This window comes from Pseudomonas brassicacearum (genome assembly GCF_009601685.2).
Classification (GTDB): domain Bacteria; phylum Pseudomonadota; class Gammaproteobacteria; order Pseudomonadales; family Pseudomonadaceae; genus Aquipseudomonas; species Aquipseudomonas kilonensis_B.
Genome location: NZ_CP045701.2, coordinates 4,035,741 through 4,057,628 on the forward strand (window position 1 = coordinate 4,035,741; position 21,888 = coordinate 4,057,628).

22 protein-coding genes are annotated in these 21,888 nt (G+C 60.2%); 9 read left to right on the forward strand and 13 right to left on the reverse strand.

Annotated features, from left to right (window positions below):
• Positions 1 to 130: 130 nt before the first annotated feature.
• Positions 131 to 985 carry a LysR substrate-binding domain-containing protein gene (locus GFU70_RS16970; RefSeq protein ID WP_153388463.1) on the reverse strand — a complete coding sequence of 285 codons (855 nt, stop codon included), beginning with the start codon at positions 983 to 985 and terminating at the stop codon, positions 131 to 133.
• 96 nt (positions 986 to 1,081) lie between these two features.
• On the opposite strand from GFU70_RS16970, the gene GFU70_RS16975 reads away from it, so the two are divergent.
• A complete protein-coding gene (locus tag GFU70_RS16975) occupies positions 1,082 to 1,720 on the forward strand; it encodes an FMN-dependent NADH-azoreductase (RefSeq protein ID WP_153388464.1) in 639 nt (212 codons plus the stop codon).
• A gap of 251 nt (positions 1,721 to 1,971) precedes the next feature.
• Here GFU70_RS16975 and GFU70_RS16980 read toward each other — a convergent pair whose 3' ends face one another.
• Positions 1,972 to 2,436 carry a nuclear transport factor 2 family protein gene (locus tag GFU70_RS16980; protein ID WP_058544752.1) on the reverse strand — a complete coding sequence of 155 codons (465 nt, stop codon included), beginning with the start codon at positions 2,434 to 2,436 and terminating at the stop codon, positions 1,972 to 1,974.
• Positions 2,437 to 2,534: 98 nt separating this feature from the next.
• Here GFU70_RS16980 and GFU70_RS16985 point away from each other — a divergent pair, with 98 nt between their 5' ends.
• Positions 2,535 to 2,936: a winged helix-turn-helix transcriptional regulator gene (locus tag GFU70_RS16985; RefSeq protein ID WP_116641928.1), complete on the forward strand. Its 402-nt coding sequence runs from the start codon at positions 2,535 to 2,537 to the stop codon at positions 2,934 to 2,936.
• Here GFU70_RS16985 and GFU70_RS16990 read toward each other — a convergent pair.
• Positions 2,933 to 3,094 (reverse strand): hypothetical protein, encoded by a 162-nt coding sequence (locus GFU70_RS16990; RefSeq protein ID WP_153388465.1) that lies wholly within the window; start codon positions 3,092 to 3,094, stop codon positions 2,933 to 2,935. The two genes, GFU70_RS16985 and GFU70_RS16990, sit on opposite strands and share 4 nt — an antisense overlap.
• On the reverse strand, positions 3,081 to 3,830 hold the full coding sequence (locus tag GFU70_RS16995; RefSeq protein WP_116641927.1) for a glucose 1-dehydrogenase: 750 nt from the start codon (positions 3,828 to 3,830) through the stop codon (positions 3,081 to 3,083). The genes GFU70_RS16990 and GFU70_RS16995 overlap by 14 nt, the downstream gene beginning before the upstream one ends.
• Before the next feature lie 205 nt (positions 3,831 to 4,035).
• Between GFU70_RS16995 and GFU70_RS17000 the strand changes: the two genes are divergently transcribed.
• On the forward strand, positions 4,036 to 4,917 hold the full coding sequence (locus tag GFU70_RS17000) for an AraC family transcriptional regulator (RefSeq protein WP_193034253.1): 882 nt from the start codon (positions 4,036 to 4,038) through the stop codon (positions 4,915 to 4,917).
• Positions 4,918 to 4,933: 16 nt separating this feature from the next.
• On the opposite strand, the gene GFU70_RS17005 is transcribed toward GFU70_RS17000, so the two are convergent.
• Genes GFU70_RS17005 through GFU70_RS17015 form a run of 3 tightly spaced genes read right to left on the reverse strand, consistent with a single transcriptional unit; the run spans position 4,934 to position 7,063 of the window.
• Positions 4,934 to 5,911 (reverse strand): saccharopine dehydrogenase family protein, encoded by a 978-nt coding sequence (locus tag GFU70_RS17005; RefSeq protein WP_058544748.1) that lies wholly within the window; start codon positions 5,909 to 5,911, stop codon positions 4,934 to 4,936.
• Positions 5,908 to 6,309 carry a VOC family protein gene (locus tag GFU70_RS17010; protein WP_153388467.1) on the reverse strand — a complete coding sequence of 134 codons (402 nt, stop codon included), beginning with the start codon at positions 6,307 to 6,309 and terminating at the stop codon, positions 5,908 to 5,910. The genes GFU70_RS17005 and GFU70_RS17010 overlap by 4 nt, the downstream gene beginning before the upstream one ends.
• 10 nt (positions 6,310 to 6,319) lie before the next feature.
• A complete protein-coding gene (locus tag GFU70_RS17015) occupies positions 6,320 to 7,063 on the reverse strand; it encodes an SDR family NAD(P)-dependent oxidoreductase (RefSeq protein WP_153388468.1) in 744 nt (247 codons plus the stop codon).
• Positions 7,064 to 7,201: 138 nt separating this feature from the next.
• On the opposite strand from GFU70_RS17015, the gene GFU70_RS17020 reads away from it, so the two are divergent.
• Positions 7,202 to 8,095 (forward strand): AraC family transcriptional regulator, encoded by an 894-nt coding sequence (locus tag GFU70_RS17020; RefSeq protein WP_058544745.1) that lies wholly within the window; start codon positions 7,202 to 7,204, stop codon positions 8,093 to 8,095.
• A gap of 178 nt (positions 8,096 to 8,273) precedes the next feature.
• Positions 8,274 to 10,454: a TonB-dependent siderophore receptor gene (locus tag GFU70_RS17025; protein WP_153388469.1), complete on the forward strand. Its 2,181-nt coding sequence runs from the start codon at positions 8,274 to 8,276 to the stop codon at positions 10,452 to 10,454.
• A 326-nt stretch (positions 10,455 to 10,780) separates the two neighbouring features.
• Here the strand turns inward: GFU70_RS17025 and GFU70_RS17030 are convergent, their stop codons facing one another.
• On the reverse strand, positions 10,781 to 11,530 hold the full coding sequence (locus GFU70_RS17030) for a substrate-binding periplasmic protein (protein ID WP_153388470.1): 750 nt from the start codon (positions 11,528 to 11,530) through the stop codon (positions 10,781 to 10,783).
• 332 nt (positions 11,531 to 11,862) lie between these two features.
• On the opposite strand from GFU70_RS17030, the gene GFU70_RS17035 reads away from it, so the two are divergent.
• Positions 11,863 to 12,816 carry an alpha/beta fold hydrolase gene (locus GFU70_RS17035; RefSeq protein ID WP_153388471.1) on the forward strand — a complete coding sequence of 318 codons (954 nt, stop codon included), beginning with the start codon at positions 11,863 to 11,865 and terminating at the stop codon, positions 12,814 to 12,816.
• Positions 12,817 to 12,943: 127 nt separating this feature from the next.
• Here GFU70_RS17035 and GFU70_RS17040 read toward each other — a convergent pair whose 3' ends face one another.
• The 3 genes from GFU70_RS17040 to gabT form a co-directional block, all read right to left on the reverse strand.
• The gene (locus GFU70_RS17040) at positions 12,944 to 13,432 is read right to left on the reverse strand and encodes an Lrp/AsnC family transcriptional regulator (protein ID WP_003203167.1); all 489 of its coding nucleotides are present in this window, start codon (positions 13,430 to 13,432) and stop codon (positions 12,944 to 12,946) included.
• A 45-nt stretch (positions 13,433 to 13,477) separates the two neighbouring features.
• A complete protein-coding gene (locus GFU70_RS17045; RefSeq protein ID WP_153388472.1) occupies positions 13,478 to 14,134 on the reverse strand; it encodes a 2-haloalkanoic acid dehalogenase in 657 nt (218 codons plus the stop codon).
• An 87-nt stretch (positions 14,135 to 14,221) separates the two neighbouring features.
• Complete coding sequence (gabT, locus tag GFU70_RS17050) at positions 14,222 to 15,514, reverse strand: 4-aminobutyrate--2-oxoglutarate transaminase (RefSeq protein WP_153388473.1); 1,293 nt, start codon at positions 15,512 to 15,514, stop codon at positions 14,222 to 14,224.
• Positions 15,515 to 15,802: 288 nt separating this feature from the next.
• Between gabT and GFU70_RS17055 the strand changes: the two genes are divergently transcribed.
• From GFU70_RS17055 to GFU70_RS17065, 3 genes are all read left to right on the forward strand, one after another.
• Entirely contained in the window at positions 15,803 to 16,729 is a 927-nt protein-coding gene (locus GFU70_RS17055) for a 2-hydroxyacid dehydrogenase (RefSeq protein ID WP_058544740.1), read from the forward strand.
• 356 nt (positions 16,730 to 17,085) lie between these two features.
• Complete coding sequence (locus GFU70_RS17060) at positions 17,086 to 17,943, forward strand: GNAT family N-acetyltransferase (RefSeq protein WP_058544739.1); 858 nt, start codon at positions 17,086 to 17,088, stop codon at positions 17,941 to 17,943.
• 42 nt (positions 17,944 to 17,985) lie between these two features.
• Complete coding sequence (locus tag GFU70_RS17065; RefSeq protein ID WP_153388474.1) at positions 17,986 to 18,693, forward strand: cupin domain-containing protein; 708 nt, start codon at positions 17,986 to 17,988, stop codon at positions 18,691 to 18,693.
• Positions 18,694 to 18,976: 283 nt separating this feature from the next.
• Here the strand turns inward: GFU70_RS17065 and GFU70_RS17070 are convergent, their stop codons facing one another.
• Both GFU70_RS17070 and GFU70_RS17075 read right to left on the reverse strand, forming a co-directional pair.
• Positions 18,977 to 20,056 carry a tartrate dehydrogenase gene (locus GFU70_RS17070; RefSeq protein WP_153388475.1) on the reverse strand — a complete coding sequence of 360 codons (1,080 nt, stop codon included), beginning with the start codon at positions 20,054 to 20,056 and terminating at the stop codon, positions 18,977 to 18,979.
• 40 nt (positions 20,057 to 20,096) lie between these two features.
• Complete coding sequence (locus GFU70_RS17075) at positions 20,097 to 21,554, reverse strand: NAD-dependent succinate-semialdehyde dehydrogenase (protein WP_153388476.1); 1,458 nt, start codon at positions 21,552 to 21,554, stop codon at positions 20,097 to 20,099.
• Positions 21,555 to 21,888: the final 334 nt, after the last annotated feature.

The following is a 21,888-nucleotide window of genomic DNA, read 5'->3' on the forward strand; positions in this document are numbered from 1 at the left end:
ACCTTTTTTATGTGAACACAAAAATGAATCGTCCCCTTCGCTCTTCAACCTGCTCCATGCCATGTTGTTCGGGCTCGCAGTAACTGACGCGTATTGAGATCGCTACCCAAGGCGCCCCTCGAAATGACAATCAAGCCGTGCGCTTAGCGCAATACTCCACCATGAGCTGAGTGACCGCTGCCACAATCGTCTGATCCGCATCAGGCGAGGTGAACAGCCGACATTGGGCATCCGGCAAATCCGGCAACCCATGTTCTACCCCAATGACCGCCAATCCTTGCCCCAACTGACTCAGTGGCATGGGCGCTACTGCGAAGCCTGCCAAGGCCGATGCCCGTAACCCGGCCGTGCTGCTGCACAACATCACTGTGCGTTGGGCGATCCCCGCCTGCGCCAGCCTTGTCAGCGCGGCCTCGCGATAAGGGCACGGCTCGGGGAACAGGGCCAGCGGCAACGGCGTGGGTAATCGGGCGACGGGTTGCGCCGACCAGGCCCACACCAGCGGTTCTTGCCATAGCAACAGCCCCGCTTCGCTGGTTTCGCACAGCGAACCGATAACCACCTCCAGATGCCCCTGCTTCATCAGCGCCAGTAACGTACCCGGAATGTTCACCTGCACCTCGATCTCCATCCCGGGGTACTGCGCGGCGAAATCCTGGACAGTGCGCAGCAATCGAGCCTCGACAAAATCTTCTGACACCCCGATCCGCAGCCGTCCGTGAAACGGCGTGCGTGTCAGGTCTGTCCAGGCATCACGGTTGAGCGCCAGGATCGTGCGCGCGTAAGAGACCAGGCGCTCGCCATCGACCGTCAGTTGCTGGGAACGGGTGGTGCGCGTCAACAGGGGTTTACCAATCTGTTCTTCCAATCGCCGCACGTGGCCACTGACCGCAGATTGAGTCAGGTGCAGCTTCTGGGCGGCGCGGCTGAAGCCGTCTTCATCGACGACCGTGACCAATGTCTTGAGCAGCAGAGTGTCGAACATAGTTTCAATCGTGATTAATCCAGCCGTAATTTACGATTTATATTTCAATTACAACTATGTTGCAATGCTGCCACCTACCCTGATTCAAGGTGTGCCATGACGACTCTTCTCCATATTCAATGTTCTCCACGCAAGCAGCGTTCGGCTTCCCTTGAAGTCGCGCGCAGCTTCATTGCGCGTTATCAAGCGAACGTCCCGGACACCGAGATCATCACCCTCGACCTCTGGAACATGGCCCTGCCGGAATTCGATGATCTGGCCATGGAAGCCAAATACGCCGGGCTCAATGGCACGCCGTTGACCACTGCACAACAAGAGGCCTGGAACACGTTAAAAGCGTTGGCCAGTCACCTGCACCGTGCGGATGTACTTGTGATGTCCGTACCGCTGTGGAATTTCAGCATCCCGTACAAACTCAAGCACTTCATCGACCTGGTATCGCAGAAAGACATCCTGTTCAGCGTTGACCCGCAACGCGGTCTGGAAGGCATGCTGCACAATAAACTCGCCGTGGTGATGTACGCCCGCGGCCTGGACTTTTCGGCACAGTCGAGCACGCCGGCGGAGCGCTTCGACTTCCAGAAACCCTACGTGGAGGCCTGGCTGAAATTTATCGGCATCACGGATGTGCATTCGGTGATTGTGGAGAAAACCATCCTGGGGGAAGACGTCGATCGGCACGCGCGTGAGGCCGCGACTCAGCAGGCCAGGAACCTGGCAGACAGTTTTCGCTGACGCTTCAGGTGCCCCGCTGTACATCGACGCATTGGCTGGTTGCTCAGTTCAAGTGAAGTCAACTTACGCTGGCCTGACAATATCGACCGAGATCTCCACTGCCGCAATCATGCCTCTGTTCTAATCGGGACCAGACCACAATTGATAACCATGATCTGCCCCCCGATTTTCATTCCGCTGAGCCTGTGCAATAAGGACCGATTCAGTCCTGAAACGGCTGCTGAGAATCTGATGCTTCTCGCATGCTTTTTTTAATTGCCGAAAAGAGCAGCCAGGTCGCCGGTACGCCAGACGTTGTCGACCGTCACGCGTTCAATCAGCCAAACGTCGCCTTGCCTTACCATTTCCACGTCGTAGCGATTTTTCATGAGGTAATGGCGCGACGGGTCGTTCTTCAGTACGTGCTGCGCCTCTACCAGTGCATCCAGATGCGCCTTGTCGCCATTGATGCTGGCGCGAGGGTTGCTCACCGAATGCGTGGTGTCGACGTGACTGAGCGCGCCTGATAACGCCGCGACGATGGTGTCCCGACCTTCCAGCACCGGGTATTCAAAGCCGGCTTTTGCAGCAGCGGGACGGAAGTCGGAAACGGCATTTTCCGCCAACGCCGATGCAAGAAGATCGGTGTCTTGCAGATCGATACCGGCGGCAAATCGGTACAGTGTTTCTTCCACCGAGCGTTTGTCTGCGGTGTCCTGAAGGTATGTGGACGACATGGTTAACGCCTTATAGGAAGTGAACCACCATGGTATAAGTTGTATACCAGATATCAATTACGCACTTTGAAGTCATCAGGTATCCCAGAGGAAACCACATGCAGCAACTGGATGATCGGAAACTGGCTCAAATCGGCTCGGACGCAGGCAACAAAGTCGATTGTTCGAGTCGTTTCCTGCTGGATCAAATCGCGGACAAGTGGTCGGTGCTGATACTTGCCGCGCTATGTCACAAGCCGCTGCGGTTCAATGAACTCAAACGCTGTCTGGATGGCATTACCCAAAAAGCGTTGACCCAGGCGCTGCGTCGCCTGGAGCGCAACGGTATCCTTGACCGTCGGGTGATCCCCTCGTCGCAGATAGCGGTGGAGTACAGCATCACGCCATTGGGCCGGACGCTGGAAGAACCGTTCCGGGCTTTGTATACCTGGACGATCTGCCATGTGGAGACCGTCATGCAAGCGCAGGCGGCCTTCGATCAGCGCGAAACCGAGGTCTAGTCATCGGTTATCGTGGTGCCGGCAATCGTCTTGGCGAATCCGATGCCGAACACCCGCGCCGGGGCTTCAAAACCGGCTCCTCGACCACCGCCCAGCAGCCGACGAGCCGCCTCCACCGCTGCCCAGGGTGCGTAGCTAATCGCGTCAGTAACCCACACCCCGTACACCGCCCGAGGCCCGGATGGATTCGCCGGTTACCCAATGCGAGTCTTGCGATGCCAGGAACACTGCCAACGGTGCGATATCTTCAGGCTCTGCGAAGCGACCAAGCGGCGTTCCGGCCAGTAGTTTGTCGCCCAACTCACCGACAAAATTCCCTTCAGTACCCGGGGTGTTGGTGTGCCCCGGCAGGATCGAATTGACCCGAATACCACGCGCACCCAGCTCCCTGGCCAGTGCGAAGGTCAAGGTATCGACCGCGCCCTTGGTCGCCGAGTAGACGCTCGAAGCCAGATAGGGATCGGTGCTGAGGATCGAGCTGATATTGATGATGCTACCCGTCGGCCCCAGCAGTTTGACGGCCTCACGCACCGCTAGAAGGTAACCCAACACATTCAGATTGAACTGCGTGTGGAAGGCTTCCTCGGTAAGGTCATCGATCATCTGGAACACCGCGACACCGGCATTGTTGACCAAGATATCCAGCGTGCCGTACTTCATGCGCACCGTTTCAAACAAGCGCACTACGTCAGCTGCCTGGCTCATGTCTGCCTGAACGGCAAAAGCGCAGCCGCCATGCTCTATGATCTGGGCGACCACTGCATCCGCGTCGGCCTTGCTGGAGGCGTAGTTAACGATGACGTTTGCGCCCTCTGCGCCCAAAGCCCTGGCGATCCCGGCGCCTATGCCTTTGGACGCGCCGGTGACAACCGCTATTTTCCCTTCGAGTTTCATGACCTGACCTTTTTGAAGTTGCGTGATATGAGGCTGGGTTGCAGTCGCGTCCTGAATGAGCGCACTGCAACGAACCGCGAGCCATCAGTATTCAGCCATCCAGCAAGCGGACGTTTGCCGGTTATTCGCAAGTTCTTGCCTATTCTTCTCAGCTGGCTTGCCATCCCCTTGGATATGGCCCACGGTGGCGGGTATGGAAAATCCAATGGCAGAACTGCGCAGCATCGTGATGCGCGCACAAGACAAGTGGACCGAAACCGGATTGCCTCGCGTGGCCATGGTCCGGGCAGAGGCCTGTGCAGATCAGGTCTATCAGCCGATGCTGCACCTGGTGCTTCAAGGCACCAAGACCCTGTCGATTGGCGAGGATGTTTCCAGGTACGCCGCGGGCAGCTATTTCCTGGTGCCCGTCGACGTGCCGGCGACGGGCCAGATTCACGCCGATGCACTGGACAAGCCCTATCTTGCGGTCAGCCTGACCCTGGATCCCGATGTGATCGCGACCCTGCTGATGGATGAAGGCGAGACGCCAAGGGCGACGCAAAACTCGTGTTTTGAGGGTGTACCTGCGCCTGCTGAGCTGATTGATGCATGGCTACGCATGATGCGGCTCATGGATCGTCCACATGAGGTAGCGATACTGGCGCCGATGATCGAGCGTGAGATTTTATTTCGCGCGCTACAGGGGCCATTGGGCGGTATTCTTCGTGACGTTGCGCGACCGGATGGCCGTATGACGCAAATCCGCCGTGTCACCCAGTGGATTCGTGAGCACTACACCGAGCCTTTTCGCGTCGAGCCGCTGGCGCTCATGTCAGACATGAGCGTTGCGGCCTTCTACCGGCACTTCAAAGCCGTAACGGCCATGACGCCGATTCAGTATCAGAAACGCCTGCGCTTGCTGAGGGCTCGCTGGTTACTGCTGTTCGATACGCTGGACGCGACGTCCATCGCTTATACCGTAGGGTATGAAAGCGCCTCTCAATTCAACCGAGAGTACGCACGACTGTTTGGCCTGCCTCCGGCGCGGGATGCGGCGAGTTTCAGGACTCCCGCCCCCGCCGCAGAGCTTACAGCAGCTTCTTGAACAGCCAACGAAGACCTTAGAAGTCGGTGATCACCGTCCCGTCGATGCTCTGGGCAAACCCGCCCCCGAAGATCTGGGCGGGTGTCGCAAAACCCTGCCGCCGTTCACCGCTCAATACGCGGCGCGCCGCCTCTACTGCCGCCAAAGGCGTATAGGAATAGCCGTTCACGGTTTCAATCACAGACCGTGCAATGGCGCCATCAACCCCAGTGACCTCAACCATTGCACGTGCCCGATGAGCATCCCGCTGCTCTGGCGTTGGACCATCAGGCAGTTGCGACAGATCACCTTCAGGAAACGCGTCACCCGCGATATGCACGTACATCGCAATATTCGGGATCGCCGTCGAATGCCAGCCTGTTACCAGGTCACCGAAAGACAGCGGCACGCAAAGGACCGGCCCCTGACCAAAATCAAAGTGACGTGGCGCGGCATCCGGCGTTGCAACGAGTTCACCGTCGACCCTGGCGAGCACGCCTGCGCCGATGATTTCACTAACGCTCATGGCCGAGCCTCGGGACATCGCCCCAGGGACCTGAAGCGCGATGTTCAGCGCAACGGGCTCCTTTACCCGCTTGGCGACATGCACCGCCAGCGAATCGGTAGGCACGACATCCCAACCGACGCCAGGCAACAGCATGATGTGATTTGCAGCCGCGTCAGCGCCCAGCCTCTCAGCCAACCGGTAAATATTGATCTCGGCAGTGATGTCCAGATAGTCGACGCCGGCCTTGATGCACGCGCGCATCAAGGGCTCGGCCGTGTGCGCAAAGGGTCCGGCGAAGTTGAGCAATACCGAGACGCCAGACAACCAAACCTCGGCGTGCGCATCGCTATCGAATACCCGATAAGGCACATCCAAGTGCGCAGCGAGTGACGCGAGTCGCTGCTGATTGCGCCCCGCGATTTCGACATTCAGACCAAGGGCCTTAGCCCGCTCAGCGGCCATCCGACCGGTATAGCCCGTGGCGCCGTAAATCAGAAGTGTGCTCATTGGGCGTGCTGCCATTTTTTGTAGACGAATTGGAGGCTGTACCCATCCGGGTCCAGAACATCTGCCGCGTAGTAATCAGGGTCGTAGTGCAAGCGGGCCCCAGGCGCGCCGTTGTCGACTGCCCCCTGCTCCATGGCGGCGGCGTAGGCTGCGTCGACTTGAGCCTTGCTGTTTGCGACAAAACCAACATGTACAGCGCGCCCCTCCACGACGCCCTCACGCAACCAGAAAAACATCCTGCCGTTGGCGCCAAAACCCTTGAGGTCAGGATGACCCGGAGGGCCGTCCTTGCCGTCGTAGTCCAGGCGCGCGGTAATACCCAACAGGGTCAGAACAGCGTCGTAGAAATGGGTGGACCGTGTGATATCGCTCACGGACAAGAAGATATGATCGAGCATGGCAAAATCCTCAGATGTTGTAGCCGCCGGAAACTTCGAGGGTCTGGGCATTGATCCAGGCGCCCTCCTCGCTCAACAGCATGGCGATGACCCGCGCGACATCTGACGGTTCGCCAACTCTGCCCAGGGCTGTCTGAGCCGCCAGCATCGCCTCGAACTCATCGTTGAGCCCACCGCCCAATTCGGTGCGGATGGCGCCGGGCGACACGGCGTTGGCGCGTATGCGTCGCTCTCCAAACTCTTTGGCCATGTAACGGGTCAGCACTTCAAGCCCGCCCTTGAACGCCGCGTAGGGGGCGACGCCAGCGGTGGATACGCGGGTAGTGGCGCTGGTGACGTTGACGATACTGGCGCCTGGCGCCAACAGCGGCAGCAGGGTCTGAGTGAGGAAAAAAGGGCCTTTGAGATGCACGTTGAAAAGGCCATCGAACTGCGCTTCGCTAACGGTTGCCAGGGGATTGAACAGCCCATAACCAGCGTTGTTGACCAGGCCACTCAGCGTGGTAGCGCCCCAGGTTTTGAGCAGCGTCAAACGCACTGACTCTCCAAAGGCCTCGAAGGTGGCAACGTCAGATACATCGAGCTTGAGCGCAACAGCCTTGCCACCCGCCTGCTCGATACGGTCCACCACCATGGCGGCATCCTGCGGGTTCGTGTTGTAGGTCAGGATGACTCCCATGCCTCGTTGAGCCACGTGTTCGGCTGTACTTGCGCCGATGCCACGGCTACCGCCGGTGATTACGATGACGCCCATGTGATATTCCTCTGTGGTTCCAATAGATGTCCACAGTACTCATCACTCTCTTCAGGGTCGTACCCGTTTCTACTGCAAAGCTGCCTGTTTCTGCTTTTCGCTTGCACGGCGCCGTGCGCTGCCCTCAGCATGCAACGCATGGACAATCAATTGAATGAACTCAGGTCGCTCGCGGCCAAGGCTGAAAACCGCCGCACGGAGACGGGAATCCCTCGCGTAGCCATGGTTAAGGGCAAGATCCCCGAGCACATGCTGGCGGCGGTCTACGACCCGATGATCAACCTGATCCTACAAGGCAGCAAGAGCATGACCGTGGGGGATCGGACGCTTCGGTATGACCCTGCGACCTATTTCGTCATGTCCATTGATCTGCCGGCAGTGGGGTCGGTGCACCCCGCCGAGTCCGGCGAACCCTACCTGGCGGTCAGCCTGACACTCGACCCTGCAGTGTTATCCACGCTGTTTGCCGACTTGCCCGAACCTGCCCGCCGTATCGAGACCAATCGTGGTTTCTCAATCGCGCCCGTCACGACCGAACTGATGGACGCCTGGGTCCGAATGCTGAGATTGATGGGCGACCCGGATGCCATCGCCGCTCTGGCCCCAGCCTATGAAAGAGAGATTATCTTCCGCGTACTCCAAGGCCCCCATGGCTGGATGTTGCGAGAAATCGCAGCGCCGGATACCGCGATGGCCCGAGTCAACATGGCGATCCAATGGATCCGCCGCGACTTCGCGGAGCCAATTGGCGTTGAGCGATTGGCGCAACGAGCTTCAATGAGCGTCTCGGCATTCCACCGCCACTTCAAGGCGGTGACCAACCTGAGCCCTTTGCAGTACCAGAAACGGGTTCGCCTGCTCCAGGCCAGGACCCTGATTGTGGCCAATGCCAAAAGCGTTATGGCGGCTGCCTTCGAGGTTGGCTACGAGAGCGCAACGCAATTCAGCCGAGATTACACACGGGTGTTTGGCCTGCCGCCAGCGCGCGATGCTGCCAGAATTCTTGGGCAAACCCGAGGCGAGACAAGGTAGGCCGATTCACTTTTTGGCATCAAACACCGCGTGTGCTTAGCCGCTGTTTCGTTGGTTGCTCAATGGGCTGGCCCAGCGTTCCAGCCTACTCCAACCGCAACACGCTTTATCGCTCAGATGAATCCTGTGATACTTAATGCGAATTACTCTCACACGCATTAGCACCAGGATCTATTCAATGTCGACTTGTGCCACCCCGCCGCGTCACTTCAACCCTGCCCGCGATCTTCTGGCCATGGCTATTTGCATGGCCACCCTCGCCCCCGCCTACGCCGATGACAACAGCGCCACCCTGCCGAACACCCCACCCGCCACCCTTGAACTAGACGCGACCGAGGTCACCGGGAGCGGCCAACTCGGGAGTACCTCGGAAGGCACCGAGTCCTACACCACCGGCGCGATGTCGACCGCGACCAAACTCCCACTGACCATGCGTGAAACCCCACAAGCCGTCACCGTGATTACGCGTCAGCGCATGGATGACCAGGCGATGACCGACATCAACGACGTGGTCAAGGCGACGCCCGGTTTGTTCCTGGACTTTTCCTCTGGTCCTGGTCGGCAGACCTACAAGGCACGCGGTTTTGAAATCGATAACCTGATGTATGACGGCATCCCGAGTAGCTACAACGGCGTTTCAGTCGGCTCCCAGCCTAACTTGGCCATGTTTGATCGGGTCGAGGTGGTGCGCGGTGCCACCGGCCTGGTGACGGGTGCAGGCAACCCTTCGGCCGCCATCAACCTGATCCGCAAGCGGCCATTGGCCGAGCAGCGAGTCACCCTGACCGGTGCCGCCGGCAGTTGGGACGACTACCGTGGCGAGGTCGATGCCTCCAGCCCCCTCAATGACAGCGGCACGCTGCGCGGCCGGGTCGTGACCTCTTACCAGGACGCCAACAGCTTCATCGACAATGTCGAAGAGGATCACCGCCTGTTCTATGCCGTCACCGAAGCGGACCTGAGCGAAGACACCACCCTGACCCTGGGGTTTTCCCATCAGAAGGACAAGACCAATTACTTCTGGGGCTCTTCGATGATCGGCCAGGACGGCCATCATCTGGACCTGCCACGCTCCTACAATCCGGGGACGGATTGGGAGAACAAGGACCAGGAGATCAACACGGTATTCGCCGAAGTCCGTCATCGCCTGGCCAACGACTGGAACCTTCAGGTCAACGCCAATTACTCCGAACAGAACGCGTTGTTCTCCGGCTCTTATCAATCGCGCTGGGTCAACAACACACTGGCCCGCACGGTTTACCAGGCCGACGTCGACGAAAAACAGGCCGGCGTGGACGCCTTTGCCAGTGGGCCCTTCGAGGCGTTCGGGCGTACCCATGAACTGGTGGTGGGCGCCAGCAAGCGCATCTACGACAAGACCACCCATAACTACAGCCCATACGACAGCAACTGGCCACTCAATGCGGGTAAACCGAACTTCGTCCATACCAACAACCAGCGCGACGTCACCACTCAGGATGGTGTCTACCTCACCACACGCCTGAGCCTGGCCGACCCGTTGAAGTTGATCCTCGGCGGGCGCCTGGACTGGTACGACTACGATAACCGTGATGGCGATGGCGACTACAAGGTCACCCGTAACCTCACCCGTTATGCCGGCTTGATCTACGACCTGGACGAGCACCACTCGGTCTACGTCAGCTACAGCGACATCTTCACACCGCAGACCTCCAAAGATACTTCTGGTAGCCCGGTCAAGCCGATCGTCGGCAAGAACTACGAGGTCGGCCTCAAGGGCGAATATTTTGGTGGCGCACTGAATGCGAGCGTGGCGCTGTTTCGCGTCGACCAGGAAAACCGCGCGGTGCAACTGTTTACGGCAAACTGCCCACAGGCAACCTGCTACGAAGCCTCCGGCGAGATTCGCAGCCAGGGTATCGACTTCGAACTGCAAGGTGCCTTGACCGAAAACTGGCAAGTCGGCGGGGGCTACACCTACGCGCGAACACACACCATCAAGGATGCCGCCAACCCGCAGAACGTAAACAAGCAGTTCGACACCGACACACCGGAACATCTGTTCAAGCTGACCACCAGCTACCACTTCCAGGGCCCGCTGGAAAAACTGCGCGTGGGCGGCAACGTCTCCTGGCAGAGCCGCATGTACAACGACATCAAGCTGGCTGATGGCAGCCAATACCGCCTCGAACAGGGCAGCTACGCGATCACCGACCTGATGGCCGGCTACCGCGTCAGCCAGAACCTGGACCTGCAGGTCAACGCCAACAACATCTTCGACCGCCGGTACTACTCGACCATCGCCAACTCCGTGAGCTATGGCGGTGATGCCTATGGCAACCCACGCAACATGATGCTGACCGCCAAGTACAGTTTCTAGAAAGCAGAAAAAGGGGACGTCACTTGGAGCGTCCCCTTTTCAACCCAAAGCAATGCACTTGCGACCCTCCTTATGGTCTACCGGAAGCCGCAAACGCCCCCCCTGCACACATCTGCGCGAGAGAGACAATCACATGAAAATGGCTGCCATTTTGGTACTCACCTGGATTGGCTTCACCTCAGCGGGTGCATTTGCCGGTGATCGGAACCAGGACTATCGAGAGGCAAACAGGCGCCACTGGGAACAACAGCGCGGCAAGTTCAAGCCCGAGCATTGGCAGCCAGCTAGAATCCGTGCGGCTCGCACTCAGTAACCTCTGAATGACGTCATTGCCCATCAACCCGCTCATACCGCCGCTGAATCCGCTCCAACTCCCCAGAACGCCGCAACTGCTCCAACGCACTGGCCCACGCCGCCACCACTTCATCCTCGCTGTCAGGGCTGAAAGCGATGTACAGCGATGAGCGATACAGCTCGATAGGAATCCGTCGCAAGGTGCCCGGCGCGATGTTCAACTGACGGCTGTAATAAGCCACGCCCGCATCGGTGTCGCCGATGATGATGTTGGTGCGTCCGGCGAGCAGCATGCGGTAGAGCAGCTTGCTCTCGGTGGCGCTTTTGTCCAGGTTTTTGAAGCCCAGCGACTGCAGCATCTGAGGCACCAGGCCGGCGTGGCGGGTGGTGATCTGCGGGGCATGCAGCAGTTGTTCCAGGGAGTTCACCGGCGGCGTACTGGCCAGTTGATAGGGGTGGATGGATTCTTCCACGATCGGGCCGACCCATTTGTACAACGGCTCGCGTTCCGGCGTGCGAAACAGCGAGTACATGATCGTCTTGGGCCGGTTCTTCAGTACCTGCGTGGCTCGCATGCTAGGCTGCATCAGCACTTCGTAGTCACTGCCGGTCAACGCCATGATGGCCCGGACGATCTCGGTGGTCATGCCGGTGAGCTGATTGTTTTCCTGATAGTTGTACGGTGCCCACTCTTCGGTGACGACCTGATACTCCTGCGCCCGGGCCTCAACCGTGCCGAGCAATAGGCAGAGCAGCGCTGCAGCCGGTGTCGAATGTCTCACATGTTCTCCCGGTGGATGGTTCGGCGTTTGTGCATGGATGGGCCTGATTCAAGGGGGTAAGGTAAGCATAGACCCAAACACATGCTCAACAGTTGACGCAGTCGACATTCCGCCCCTTAGCCCCCCAGGCCCTGGCGTACGATCAGTACAAACTGGATATCGGCCACAAACATTCGCCTCGTAACCGAAGCAAAACGCAGCTATTGGAATTTTCTAATAGTTGCTATCGATGCCAGCGCCGTTCTCGTCCTCGGCCTCTCTCTCTAATCTGCCCACCAACGCGATCGACGACGATCGCCGCAGATCAAACCGACCTTATGGAGAGAGAAACGATGAACACCTTCAACCGCACCCTTGCTGTCGCCACCCTGACATTGGCCACCCTCAGCGCCGAGGCCGCGTCGCCGGTCCAGGCCGCTGCCAGCGCGTCGGCTGTCGGCAGCGTGGTGCAGTCCGCCAGCTACATCACCACCAAGGATGGCGTGCAGCTGTATTACAAGGACTGGGGCCCGCGCGATGGTCAGGTCGTGACCTTCAGCCACGGCTGGCCGCTGGACTCCGACAGCTGGGAAGGCCAGATGATGTTCCTCGCCTCGAAGGGTTATCGCGTGGTGGCTCATGACCGTCGCGGCCATGGTCGCTCCAGCCAGCCTTGGGAAGGCAACGACATGGATCACTACGCCGATGACCTGGCGGCGGTGATTGAAGCGCTGGACCTGAAGGATGTCACGCTGGTGGGCTTCTCGACAGGGGGTGGTGAAGTGGCTCGCTACATCGGCCGTCACGGTACCGCTCGAGTGAAGAAAGCCGTGCTGGTGTCCTCTGTCCCGCCGTTGATGCTCAAGACCGACACCAACCCCGGTGGCTTGCCTATGGAGGTGTTCGATGGCCTGCGCAAGGCGTCCCTGGAGAACCGTTCGCAGCTGTACCTGGACATCGCCTCGGGCCCGTTCTACGGCTACAACCGCAAGGGCGCCAAGCCATCCCAAGGGCTGATCCAGTCGTTCTGGGTGCAGGGCATGCAGGGTGGCAGCAAGAATACCTATGACTCGATCGCGGCATTCTCGGCGACCGACTTTCGCGGTGATTTGAAGAAGTTCGACGTGCCGACCCTGGTGATCCATGGCGATGACGACCAGATCGTGCCTATCGACGCTTCAGGCCGGGCCTCGGCGGCGCTGATCAAGGGCGCTCGACTGATCGTCTACCCTGGCGCGCCGCACGGTTTGACCGAGACGCACAAGGATCGCCTGAACCAGGATCTGCTGAAGTTCCTTCAGGAATAAAAGCCCAGATCCCTTGTGGGAGCGAGCTTGCTCGCGATGGCGGTGGACCAGCTTGCCTCAATGCTGAATGGACCGACGCCTTCGCGAGCAAGCTCGCTCCCACGGTTGTTCTCGGGTGGTCATGGATTCAATGCCGCAACAACTTACGCAACGGAATCTCGTCCTTGCGCACCGGTGACTTGATGACGATGTAGCTGAAGTACTTGGAGATGCCGATGTTCTTGTCCAGCAGGCTTTCCATCACGTCCTGATAGTCCTGGATGCTGCGGGTCATGAAGCGCACCAGATAGTCGTAGCCGCCGCTGATGAGGTGGCATTCGAGCACTTCATCCACCAGGCGGATGTTGGATTCGAACTTGGCGAAGTCCTCACGCTTGTGGTCGCTGAGGGTGACTTCGGTGAAGACCGTCACCGAATCGGTAATCTTGGCCAGGTTCAAATGGGCCTTGTAGCTGGAAATGTACCCCAACGACTCCAGTCGTTTGACCCGTTGCAGGCACGGGCTGGCGGACAAGCCCACGGCATCGGCCAGGCTGACGTTGGTCATGCGGCCATCTTTTTGAAGCTCTACCAAAATGCTGATGTCGATCCGGTCCAGTTTCGCTAAACCTTCCATCGCATACCTCTTGCCTGCCGTTTGTAAGACAATCTTCTAACAAAATCAGCGTCGTAAGGACAGCTGATGCTGAGCGACCAGATCAGCCATGCTGTTGATGCAGTAGTCCGCCGCGCAGGGCGCAGGAGACATATCGGCGTTACGGCAGATCAGGCACACAGCCCCAACCGACCGTGGGCGGGCGCCGGGACGGGTCACCTGGAGAATTGTCTCGGCGCTCAGACCATTGGCTGCCAGCCAATCGTGATCCTGCAACGGATCGCTCGCCAGCGAAATAAAATCATCAGGCTCGATACCCAGGCGCTCGCACAACACGCCCCGGTCCTCGGCATCGCGATCCCCCTGCACCAACAACCGATAGAACTTGCGCAGGTAGAGCATCGCACCCGGCGCGTCCTCGAACAGCGTCCAACCGACAGCCGAGCGGGCGAAGCTCATGCCCTCCTCCCAACTGACCTTCAGCTTCCAGCGCTCAGCCAGTTGACGGTGGGCGAAACACAGCAAGCCGCTGAAGCCCAATTCGCCGAAACGCGGGTACAAGGCTTGCAGCACCTCGTCAAAATCGGCGAGCACCTGCGCTTTGTCCAACGGCTCGCCATGGTTTTCCAGCAACGGCTGCAACGCCGTCCAGACGCCGGAGTCCCGATCCACCAGGACCTCATCGCAGTCGATCAACAACGCCCGATATTCAGTCAGCCTCATCTGTAAAGCCTCCGATGATGTCCCATCGATCAACGCTCCATTAACCGCCACTGACGCTTGCCCGGGCAAGCGTCATGAACGCAGGCATCAGCCCAGGACGCGTGCCAAGGCGCCGTCGAGAATCTGCAACGCTTCGTCGATCTGCGCCTCGCTGGTGACCAGCGGCGCCAGGAAGCGCAAGACGTTGCGGTACACCCCGCACTTGATCACCAGCAACCCGCCGGCCCGGGCTTCGTCGATCAGGCGTTGGTTCAGGTCGGCGTCCGGGGTGCGTGCCTCGTCATGCTTGATCAGTTCGATCGCCAGCATGAAACCGCTGCCGCGCACGTCGCCGATCTGCGGGTAACGGGTTTGCAAATGCAACAGGCCCTGGCGCAGGCGCTTACCCAGGACTTCCCCACGGGCCAACAGCTGTTCTTGCTCGTACGCCTCGATCACCGCCAGCGCCGCCGCGCACGACAGCGCATTACCGCCGTACGTACCGCCCAGGCCACCCGGCAGTGGAGCGTCCATGATCTCGGCCTTGCCGACCACACCCGACAACGGCAAGCCGCCGGCGAGGCTCTTGGCGACCGTGACCAGGTCCGGCTGGATACCGGCGTGCTGGAAACCGAACCATTTACCGGTGCGACCGAAACCGGTCTGGATTTCATCGAGAATCAAGACAATGCCATGCTTTTGCGTCAATGCGCGCAGGCCCTGCAAAAACTCGACGGGAGCCGAGAGGAAACCGCCATCGCCCTGCACCGGTTCGATGATGATGGCCGCGACCCGCTCAGGCGCCACTTGAGTGGCCAACAGCTCGTCCAGTGCCTGGAGCGCCATGGCGCTGGTGACGCCGCGATAGGCATTCGGATACGGCGTGTGGAAGACCTCGGGCGCGAACGGGCCAAAGTTCTGTTTATACGGCTGGCTCATGCCAGTCAGCGTGGTGCCGAGCAAAGTCCGGCCATGGAAACCGCCGCGAAAGGCAATCACGGCCGAGCGGTTGGTGTGGGCCCGGGCGATCTTCACCGCGTTTTCCACCGCTTCGGCACCCGAGGTGAAAAATGCCGCTTTATAGGCCTGCTGGCCGCCGATCATTTCGCACAAACGCTGGGCCAGGTCCAGGTAAGGCTTGTAGGCCACGACCTGGAAGCAGGCATGGGAGATCTTCTGCAACTGGGCCTGCACGGCCGCGACAACCTTGGGGTGATTGTGGCCGATGTTCAACACACCGATGCCGCCGACGAAGTCCAGGTAGCGCTTGCCGTCCACGTCCCATAATTCCGAGCCCTGGGCCCGATCGATCACCAGCGGGTGCGCGGTGACCAGGCCACGTGGCACGAATTGATCACGCTGACGGAGCAAACTTGGGGTTTCTTCGACTTTACTGTTCATTGGCATTTCCCATCGTGAGCCTCGCACCCAGGAAGCGGCTGCGGTGTGTTCACAGGTTAAGCGTTCGACGCGATTGTCTAAGCCGAACTTGGTCGTTGAGAAATTCGGATCGACTGTTTACACCCCGGCAAACAGCAGAATCCTCCAGAGGCATTCCAGCCCCATGGAATCTGCCGCAAGAGGCACCTTGCAACGCAGCGCGATGCTGCTACGCCGGCCCTTTCGACAGATCCTGCTCTGGCGTTGAGGCATGCTAGGGGCTCCTTGATTTCAGGCGAGAAGTGACCCATGGCCCTGCTCTATAAAGCTGACCCGGTACGCGGCGAACACTGGCGGCGCCTGTTCGCCGAACACGCGCCGGACATCGAATGGCGTGCCTGGCCAGACATCGGCGACCCGCGGGATATCCAGTACCTGGCGGCCTGGCAGGCACCGGACGAGCTCGAAACACTGTTGCCGAATCTGCAGGTGCTGTTCGCCTTGTCTGCCGGCGTGGATCAACTCGACCTCGATCGTTTGCCGACGGCGCTGCCGGTGGTGCGCTTGCTCGACCCGGGCATCAGCCAAGGCATGTGCGAGTACGCCAGTTTCGCTGTGCTCAGCCTGCACCGGGACATGTTGCGCTACCGCCAGCAACAGGCCGAACGGTGCTGGCAAGCGCACCGGCTGGTGCCCGCCGGGCAACGCCGGGTGGGCGTCATGGGCCTGGGTTTGCAGGCTCGGCAGATACTCGCCACCTTGAAGACCTTTGGTTTTGCCTTGTCGGGCTGGGCCCGCAGCGAGCATCGCATCGACGGGGTCGCGTGCTTTGCTGGCGAGGAGCAACTGCCGGCGTTTCTCGGCCAGTGCGACATTGTGCTGTGCGTCCTGCCGTTGACCGAGCAGACCCGAGGGATCCTCAACCGCCAGCTGTTCCAACACCTGCCCAAGGGCGCAGCGTTGGTCAACATGGGCCGGGGTGGGCACCTGGTGGAAGAGGACCTGCTTGAAGCCCTTGCCGACGGCCAACTCAGCGCCGCGGTGCTGGACGTGCTGGAGCAGGAGCCGGCGCCCCCTGATCATCCATTCTGGAGCCATCCACAGATCCTGCTGACACCGCATATCGCGGCGATGACCCAACCCGAGAGCGCATTTGCCGTGTTGTTGGAGAACATCCGTCGGCATCAACGGGACGAATCGATGCTGGGCCTGGTTGATCGTGAGCGCAGCTACTGATCGCAGCCCTGTAGGAGCAGGCGAAGGCTCGGCCCCGTTCGGACGATCCTTTGATCTTTTGATCTTTCGCTTGGGACTCAATTGCCAGGGAAAAGATCGCAGCCTCGTTGCACTCGGCAGCTCCTACACGGCGCCTGCAGGCAGCTCCATCTTTGCGCTGAACCATGAAATCCGACCCGGTATTTACTGCTGGCCAAGCCTATGATTTGAGCAAGAAATGTGGCCGACAGAGCCGTTGCTTATGGAAGCTACCGAATCGATTTACCGCACTTGCCAGGCCCGGAGGCAGGTGAGATACAAAGACTTTCAGCGCACACATCCATCCGATTTCGTTCCTAATTTTATGGTGATCAGCCATGTCCACTTCGCAACGCCCTACCTACATCTATCGCGCCATGACCGCCACCGACGTGCCTGCGGCCCATGCCTTGTCCGTGCAGTTGAAATGGCCCCATCGCCTGGAAGACTGGGCGATGTTGCAACGCGTCGCCCAGGGGTTTGTCGTGCAAGACCAGGGCCGTTTGATTGGAACGGCGTTCACCTGCGCCCAGGGGGACTACGCCACCATCGGCCTGGTGATTGTCGACGATGAGTATCAGGGCCAGGGGATCGGTCGCAAGCTGATGGAACTGGCGATCGAAGCGTGCGGCTCGCGGACCGCCATCCTCAATGCGACCCTGGCCGGTGCCCCGCTGTATGCGAGCCAGGGGTTCGTTGATTTTGGGCATATTCAGCAGCATCAAGGGCAAGCGCTGGTACCGGCCCCACTGGAACTGGCCGCCGGCGAACGCTGCCGCGAGCTGAGCGAAGCCGATCACGCCGAGCTGATCGAACTGGCCAATGCCGGGAGCGGGCTGGAGCGGAGCGCCGTGCTCAATGATCTGTTCGAGGTCGTTGAACATTCAGTGGGTATCGAGCGCGACGGTCACTTGTGCGCCTTCGCCCTGCTGCGCCCGTTCGGTCGTGGTCGCTGCATTGGCCCGGTCATCGCCCAGAACCTGGAACAGGCCCAGCACTTGATCGCCGTGCTGCTGGCTCAAGTGCCGGACGCATTCGTTCGCATCGACATCCCGTCAAACAGCGGCCTGGCCCCTTGGCTGGAAGAGGCCGGGCTCAAGCAGGTCGACACCGTCGCCCAAATGGCACGGGGCACGCCCCCGCAGGCGACCGGTTCGGTTCGGCAATTTGCGCCGGTGACCCAGGCCATTGGCTGAAAACCCACACGCCCCTCAACGCTTCCCTGGAGAATCACCCTCATGCTCGAACCCACCGCAGTGCTGTTGGCACACGCCGATGGCAGCCTTGCCTCAACCCCGTTCACCCCGGGATCGCTGGGCGCCAACGATCCGTTCGACCGACTCATCGCCTATGCCGGCGCCGATGGCATGGCTGCCGGCGTGGTCCGGACGAGCGGACTGTTCAGCGTCGATGAATACCCCTTCAGTGAGACGGTCGTGGTGCATGCCGGCGCAATAACGCTGCGCAGCCCGGGGCAGACGCTGCAGCTCACGCCGGGTGAAAGCGCAGTGATCGGTCGGGGGACGTCGCTGGAGGTCGAGGCGCAACCTGGCTCGCTCTGGGCCTTCTGTGCCGATACCCAGCGCATCGAAGCAAACCTTCCCGGGCTGACGGCACTCCCCGCCCACACCCTGCTTTCGCCTTCCGCAGCACCCGATGACGCGATCCTACTCAGCCCGCCGCCGCAATGTCGTTCGCACAACCTGTTCGTCGAGCAAGCGAGCAACCTGCGCATCGGTATCTGGGACTCGACGCCCTACACCCGTAAGTCACGACCGCACAAACTGCATGAACTGATGCACCTGCTCGAAGGCAGCGTCACCTTGCAGGCAGCCGATGGCAGCGACTTGACGGTCAACACCGGCGATACGGTATTCGTCCCGCTGAATGCACCGTGCGCCTGGAAAAGCAGCGTTTATGTGCGCAAGGTGTACGTCGTCAAATAGTTCGGCGTACGGCAGCACTGGCGCTATCGCGAGCAAGCTTTGCTCCCACAGGGGGTTTGTCGGTGGATGTGAAATCTGCGGTAAACCGAGAACCCAATGTGGGAGCAAAGCTTGCTCGCGATGGCGGCGGCACATCCAACATCACCACTAGCTGACCCACCGCTTTCGCGAGCAAGCTTTGCTCCCACAGGGGATTTGTGGTGGGTGTGGAGTTTGTGGGTCATCAGGAATAAAAAAGCCCGCAGTGTGAGCGGGCAAAAGGTGTCGCAGGTCAGGTCAAGCCTCAGAGCATCGCGGCGATGGCCTGGCCAACGTCCTGGGTCGAGCCTTGTCCACCCAGGTCGGGGGTGATGGGGCCTTCGGCGATCACCTGTTCGATGGCCTTGAGAATCCCATCATGGGCCGCACGGTAGCGCTCATTGCCGTTACCCAGGAAATCGAGCATCAAGGCGCCGGACCAGATCATCGCGATCGGATTGGCGATGTTCTGCCCATAAATATCGGGCGCCGAGCCATGCACCGGTTCGAACAGCGATGGGTAGCGGCGCTCCGGATCGAGGTTGGCCGACGGTGCGATGCCGATGGTGCCGGCGCAGGCCGGGCCCAGGTCGGAGAGGATGTCGCCGAACAGGTTCGACGCCACCACCACATCAAACCGGTCGGGCTGCAAAACAAAGCGGGCGCAGAGGATGTCGATGTGCTGCTTGTCCCACTTCACATCCGGGTACTGCTCGGCCATCAATGCCGTGCGCTCGTCCCAATACGGCATGCTGATGGAGATGCCGTTGGACTTGGTTGCCGCCGTCAGGCGTTTGCGCGGTCGGGTCTGGGCCAGGTCGAAGGCGAACTTCAGGATGCGGTCGACGCCTCGGCGGGTGAACACCGACTCCTGCAGCACGAACTCATGCTCGGTGCCTTCGAACATCTTGCCGCCGACCGACGAATACTCGCCCTCGGTGTTCTCGCGGATCACCACGAAGTCGATGTCCCCCGCCTTGCGCCCGGCCAGCGGACACGGTACCCCCGGGAACAGCCGCACCGGGCGGATGTTCACGTACTGGTCGAAGTCGCGACGGAACTTGAGCAACGAGCCCCACAGGGACACATGATCCGGCACCTTGTCCGGCCAACCCACGGCGCCGAAGTAGATCGCGTCGAAGCCCTTCAGTTGTTCAAACCAGTCGGCGGGCATCATCTGCCCGTGCTCCAGGTAGTAATCGCAATGGGCCCAATCGAGCACTTCGATCTCCAGCGACAACTGCCACTTTTTCGCGGCCTGCTCCAACACTCTCAGCCCTTCAGGCAGGACTTCCTTGCCGATGCCATCGCCGGCAATGGCAGCGATTCGAAATGGTTTGCTCATCAATCGTGGCTCCCTGGTGTCTGTTCAAATGACGGTCGCATCACAGCCCACCGATGTGGAAGGCTTTGACTTCAAGGTATTCGTCCAGGCCGTACTTGCTGCCTTCGCGCCCCAGGCCCGACTGCTTGATGCCGCCGAAGGGTGCGACTTCCATGGAAATGATTCCGGTGTTAAGACCGACCATGCCGAACTCCAGCGCCTCGCCGAAACGCCATGAACGGCGCAGGTCCTGGGTGAAGTAATAAGCGCCCAGGCCATACGGCGTGGCATTGGCCAGGGCCAGGGCCTGCTCTTCAGTAGTAAAGCGCATCAGCGGCGCCACCGGGCCAAAGGTTTCTTCATTGGCCAGCAACATCCCGGCGTGGGCCTCGCCCAGTACCGTTGGCTGGACGAATTGGCTGTCGCCCTCGGGAACACCGCCACAAAGCAGGCGCGCGCCCTGGCTCAACGCATCGTCGATGTGCCGGGCGACTTTGTTCACCGCCGCGAGGTTGATCAGCGGGCCGATCATCACGTCAGCCTCCAGCCCATTGCCGACCTTGAGTTTGCCCACCTCTTGCACCAGGCGCGCGGCGAAGCGCTCGTAGATGCCGTCCTGCACCAGGATGCGGTTGGCGCAGACGCAGGTCTGGCCAGCGTTGCGAAACTTGCTGAGCATGATGCCGGCCACCGCCTGTTCCAGGTCCGCGTCGTCAAACACGATGAACGGCGCATTGCCGCCCAGCTCCAGGCTCAAGCGCTTGATGTGCTCGGCGCTCTGGCGCATCAGCAAGCGCCCGACCGCCGTGGAGCCGGTAAAGGAAATCTTGCGCACCGTCGGGTTGCCGGTCAGTTCTTCGCCGATACCGGCGGGCATACCCGTCACAACGTTGAACACCCCGGCCGGAATTCCGACCCGCTCGGCCAGCACCGCCAGGGCCAGGGCCGACAAGGGGGTCAGGTCCGAGGGTTTGACGATGACCGGGCAGCCGGCCGCCAAGGCCGGTGCGCACTTGCGGGTGATCATCGCATTGGGGAAATTCCATGGGGTGATCGCGGCACAAACACCCACCGGCTGCTTGAGCGTGAGCAGGCGTCGGTCGCCGCTGGGCGCCGGGATGGTTTCGCCATAGACCCGCCGGGCTTCTTCGGCAAACCATTTGGCGAAACCGGCCCCATAGCGGATTTCGCCTTTGGCTTCGTTCAACGGCTTGCCCTGTTCACAGGTCATGATCAGCGCGAGGTCGTCGAGGTTGTCCATCATGGCTTGATACCAGCGCTCCAACAGCGCTGCCCGCTCCGCCGCCGGACGCGCGCGCCACGCCGGCCAGGCCCGCTCGGCGGCCTCGATGGCGCGCCGGGTTTCCACGCCTTGCATGGCCGGTACACGGGCGAGTACCTGGCCGGTGGCCGGGTCAATGACGTCAAGGGTGGCGGCGTTGTCGGCGCCGATCCACTGACCGTCGACGTAAGCAAGTTCTGCCAACAGGCTGGGGTCTTTCAATTGATTCTTGAGCATGGTCGCGTCCTGTTCCGAGGTGATTCCAGTCTAAGGAGATGCCACGGGGCAGGATGCTGAAAGCGGGGTTTGGGCAGTGTTGGATGCTGAAGTTTCGAGGCGGGACGGCAGGCTCTACCGAGGCCCCTGGCTAAACACCGAAGACTGAAGACTGAAGACTGAGCACTGAACACTGAACACTGAGCACTGAAGACTGAACACTGTGGGAGCAAAGCTTGCTCGCGATGGCGGTGGATCAGGCGACATCAATCAAGACCGTGTCATCGTTCATCGCGAGCAAGCTTTGCTCCCACAGCTGTGCTCCCAGAGCTGTGCTCCTACAGGTGTGCTCCTA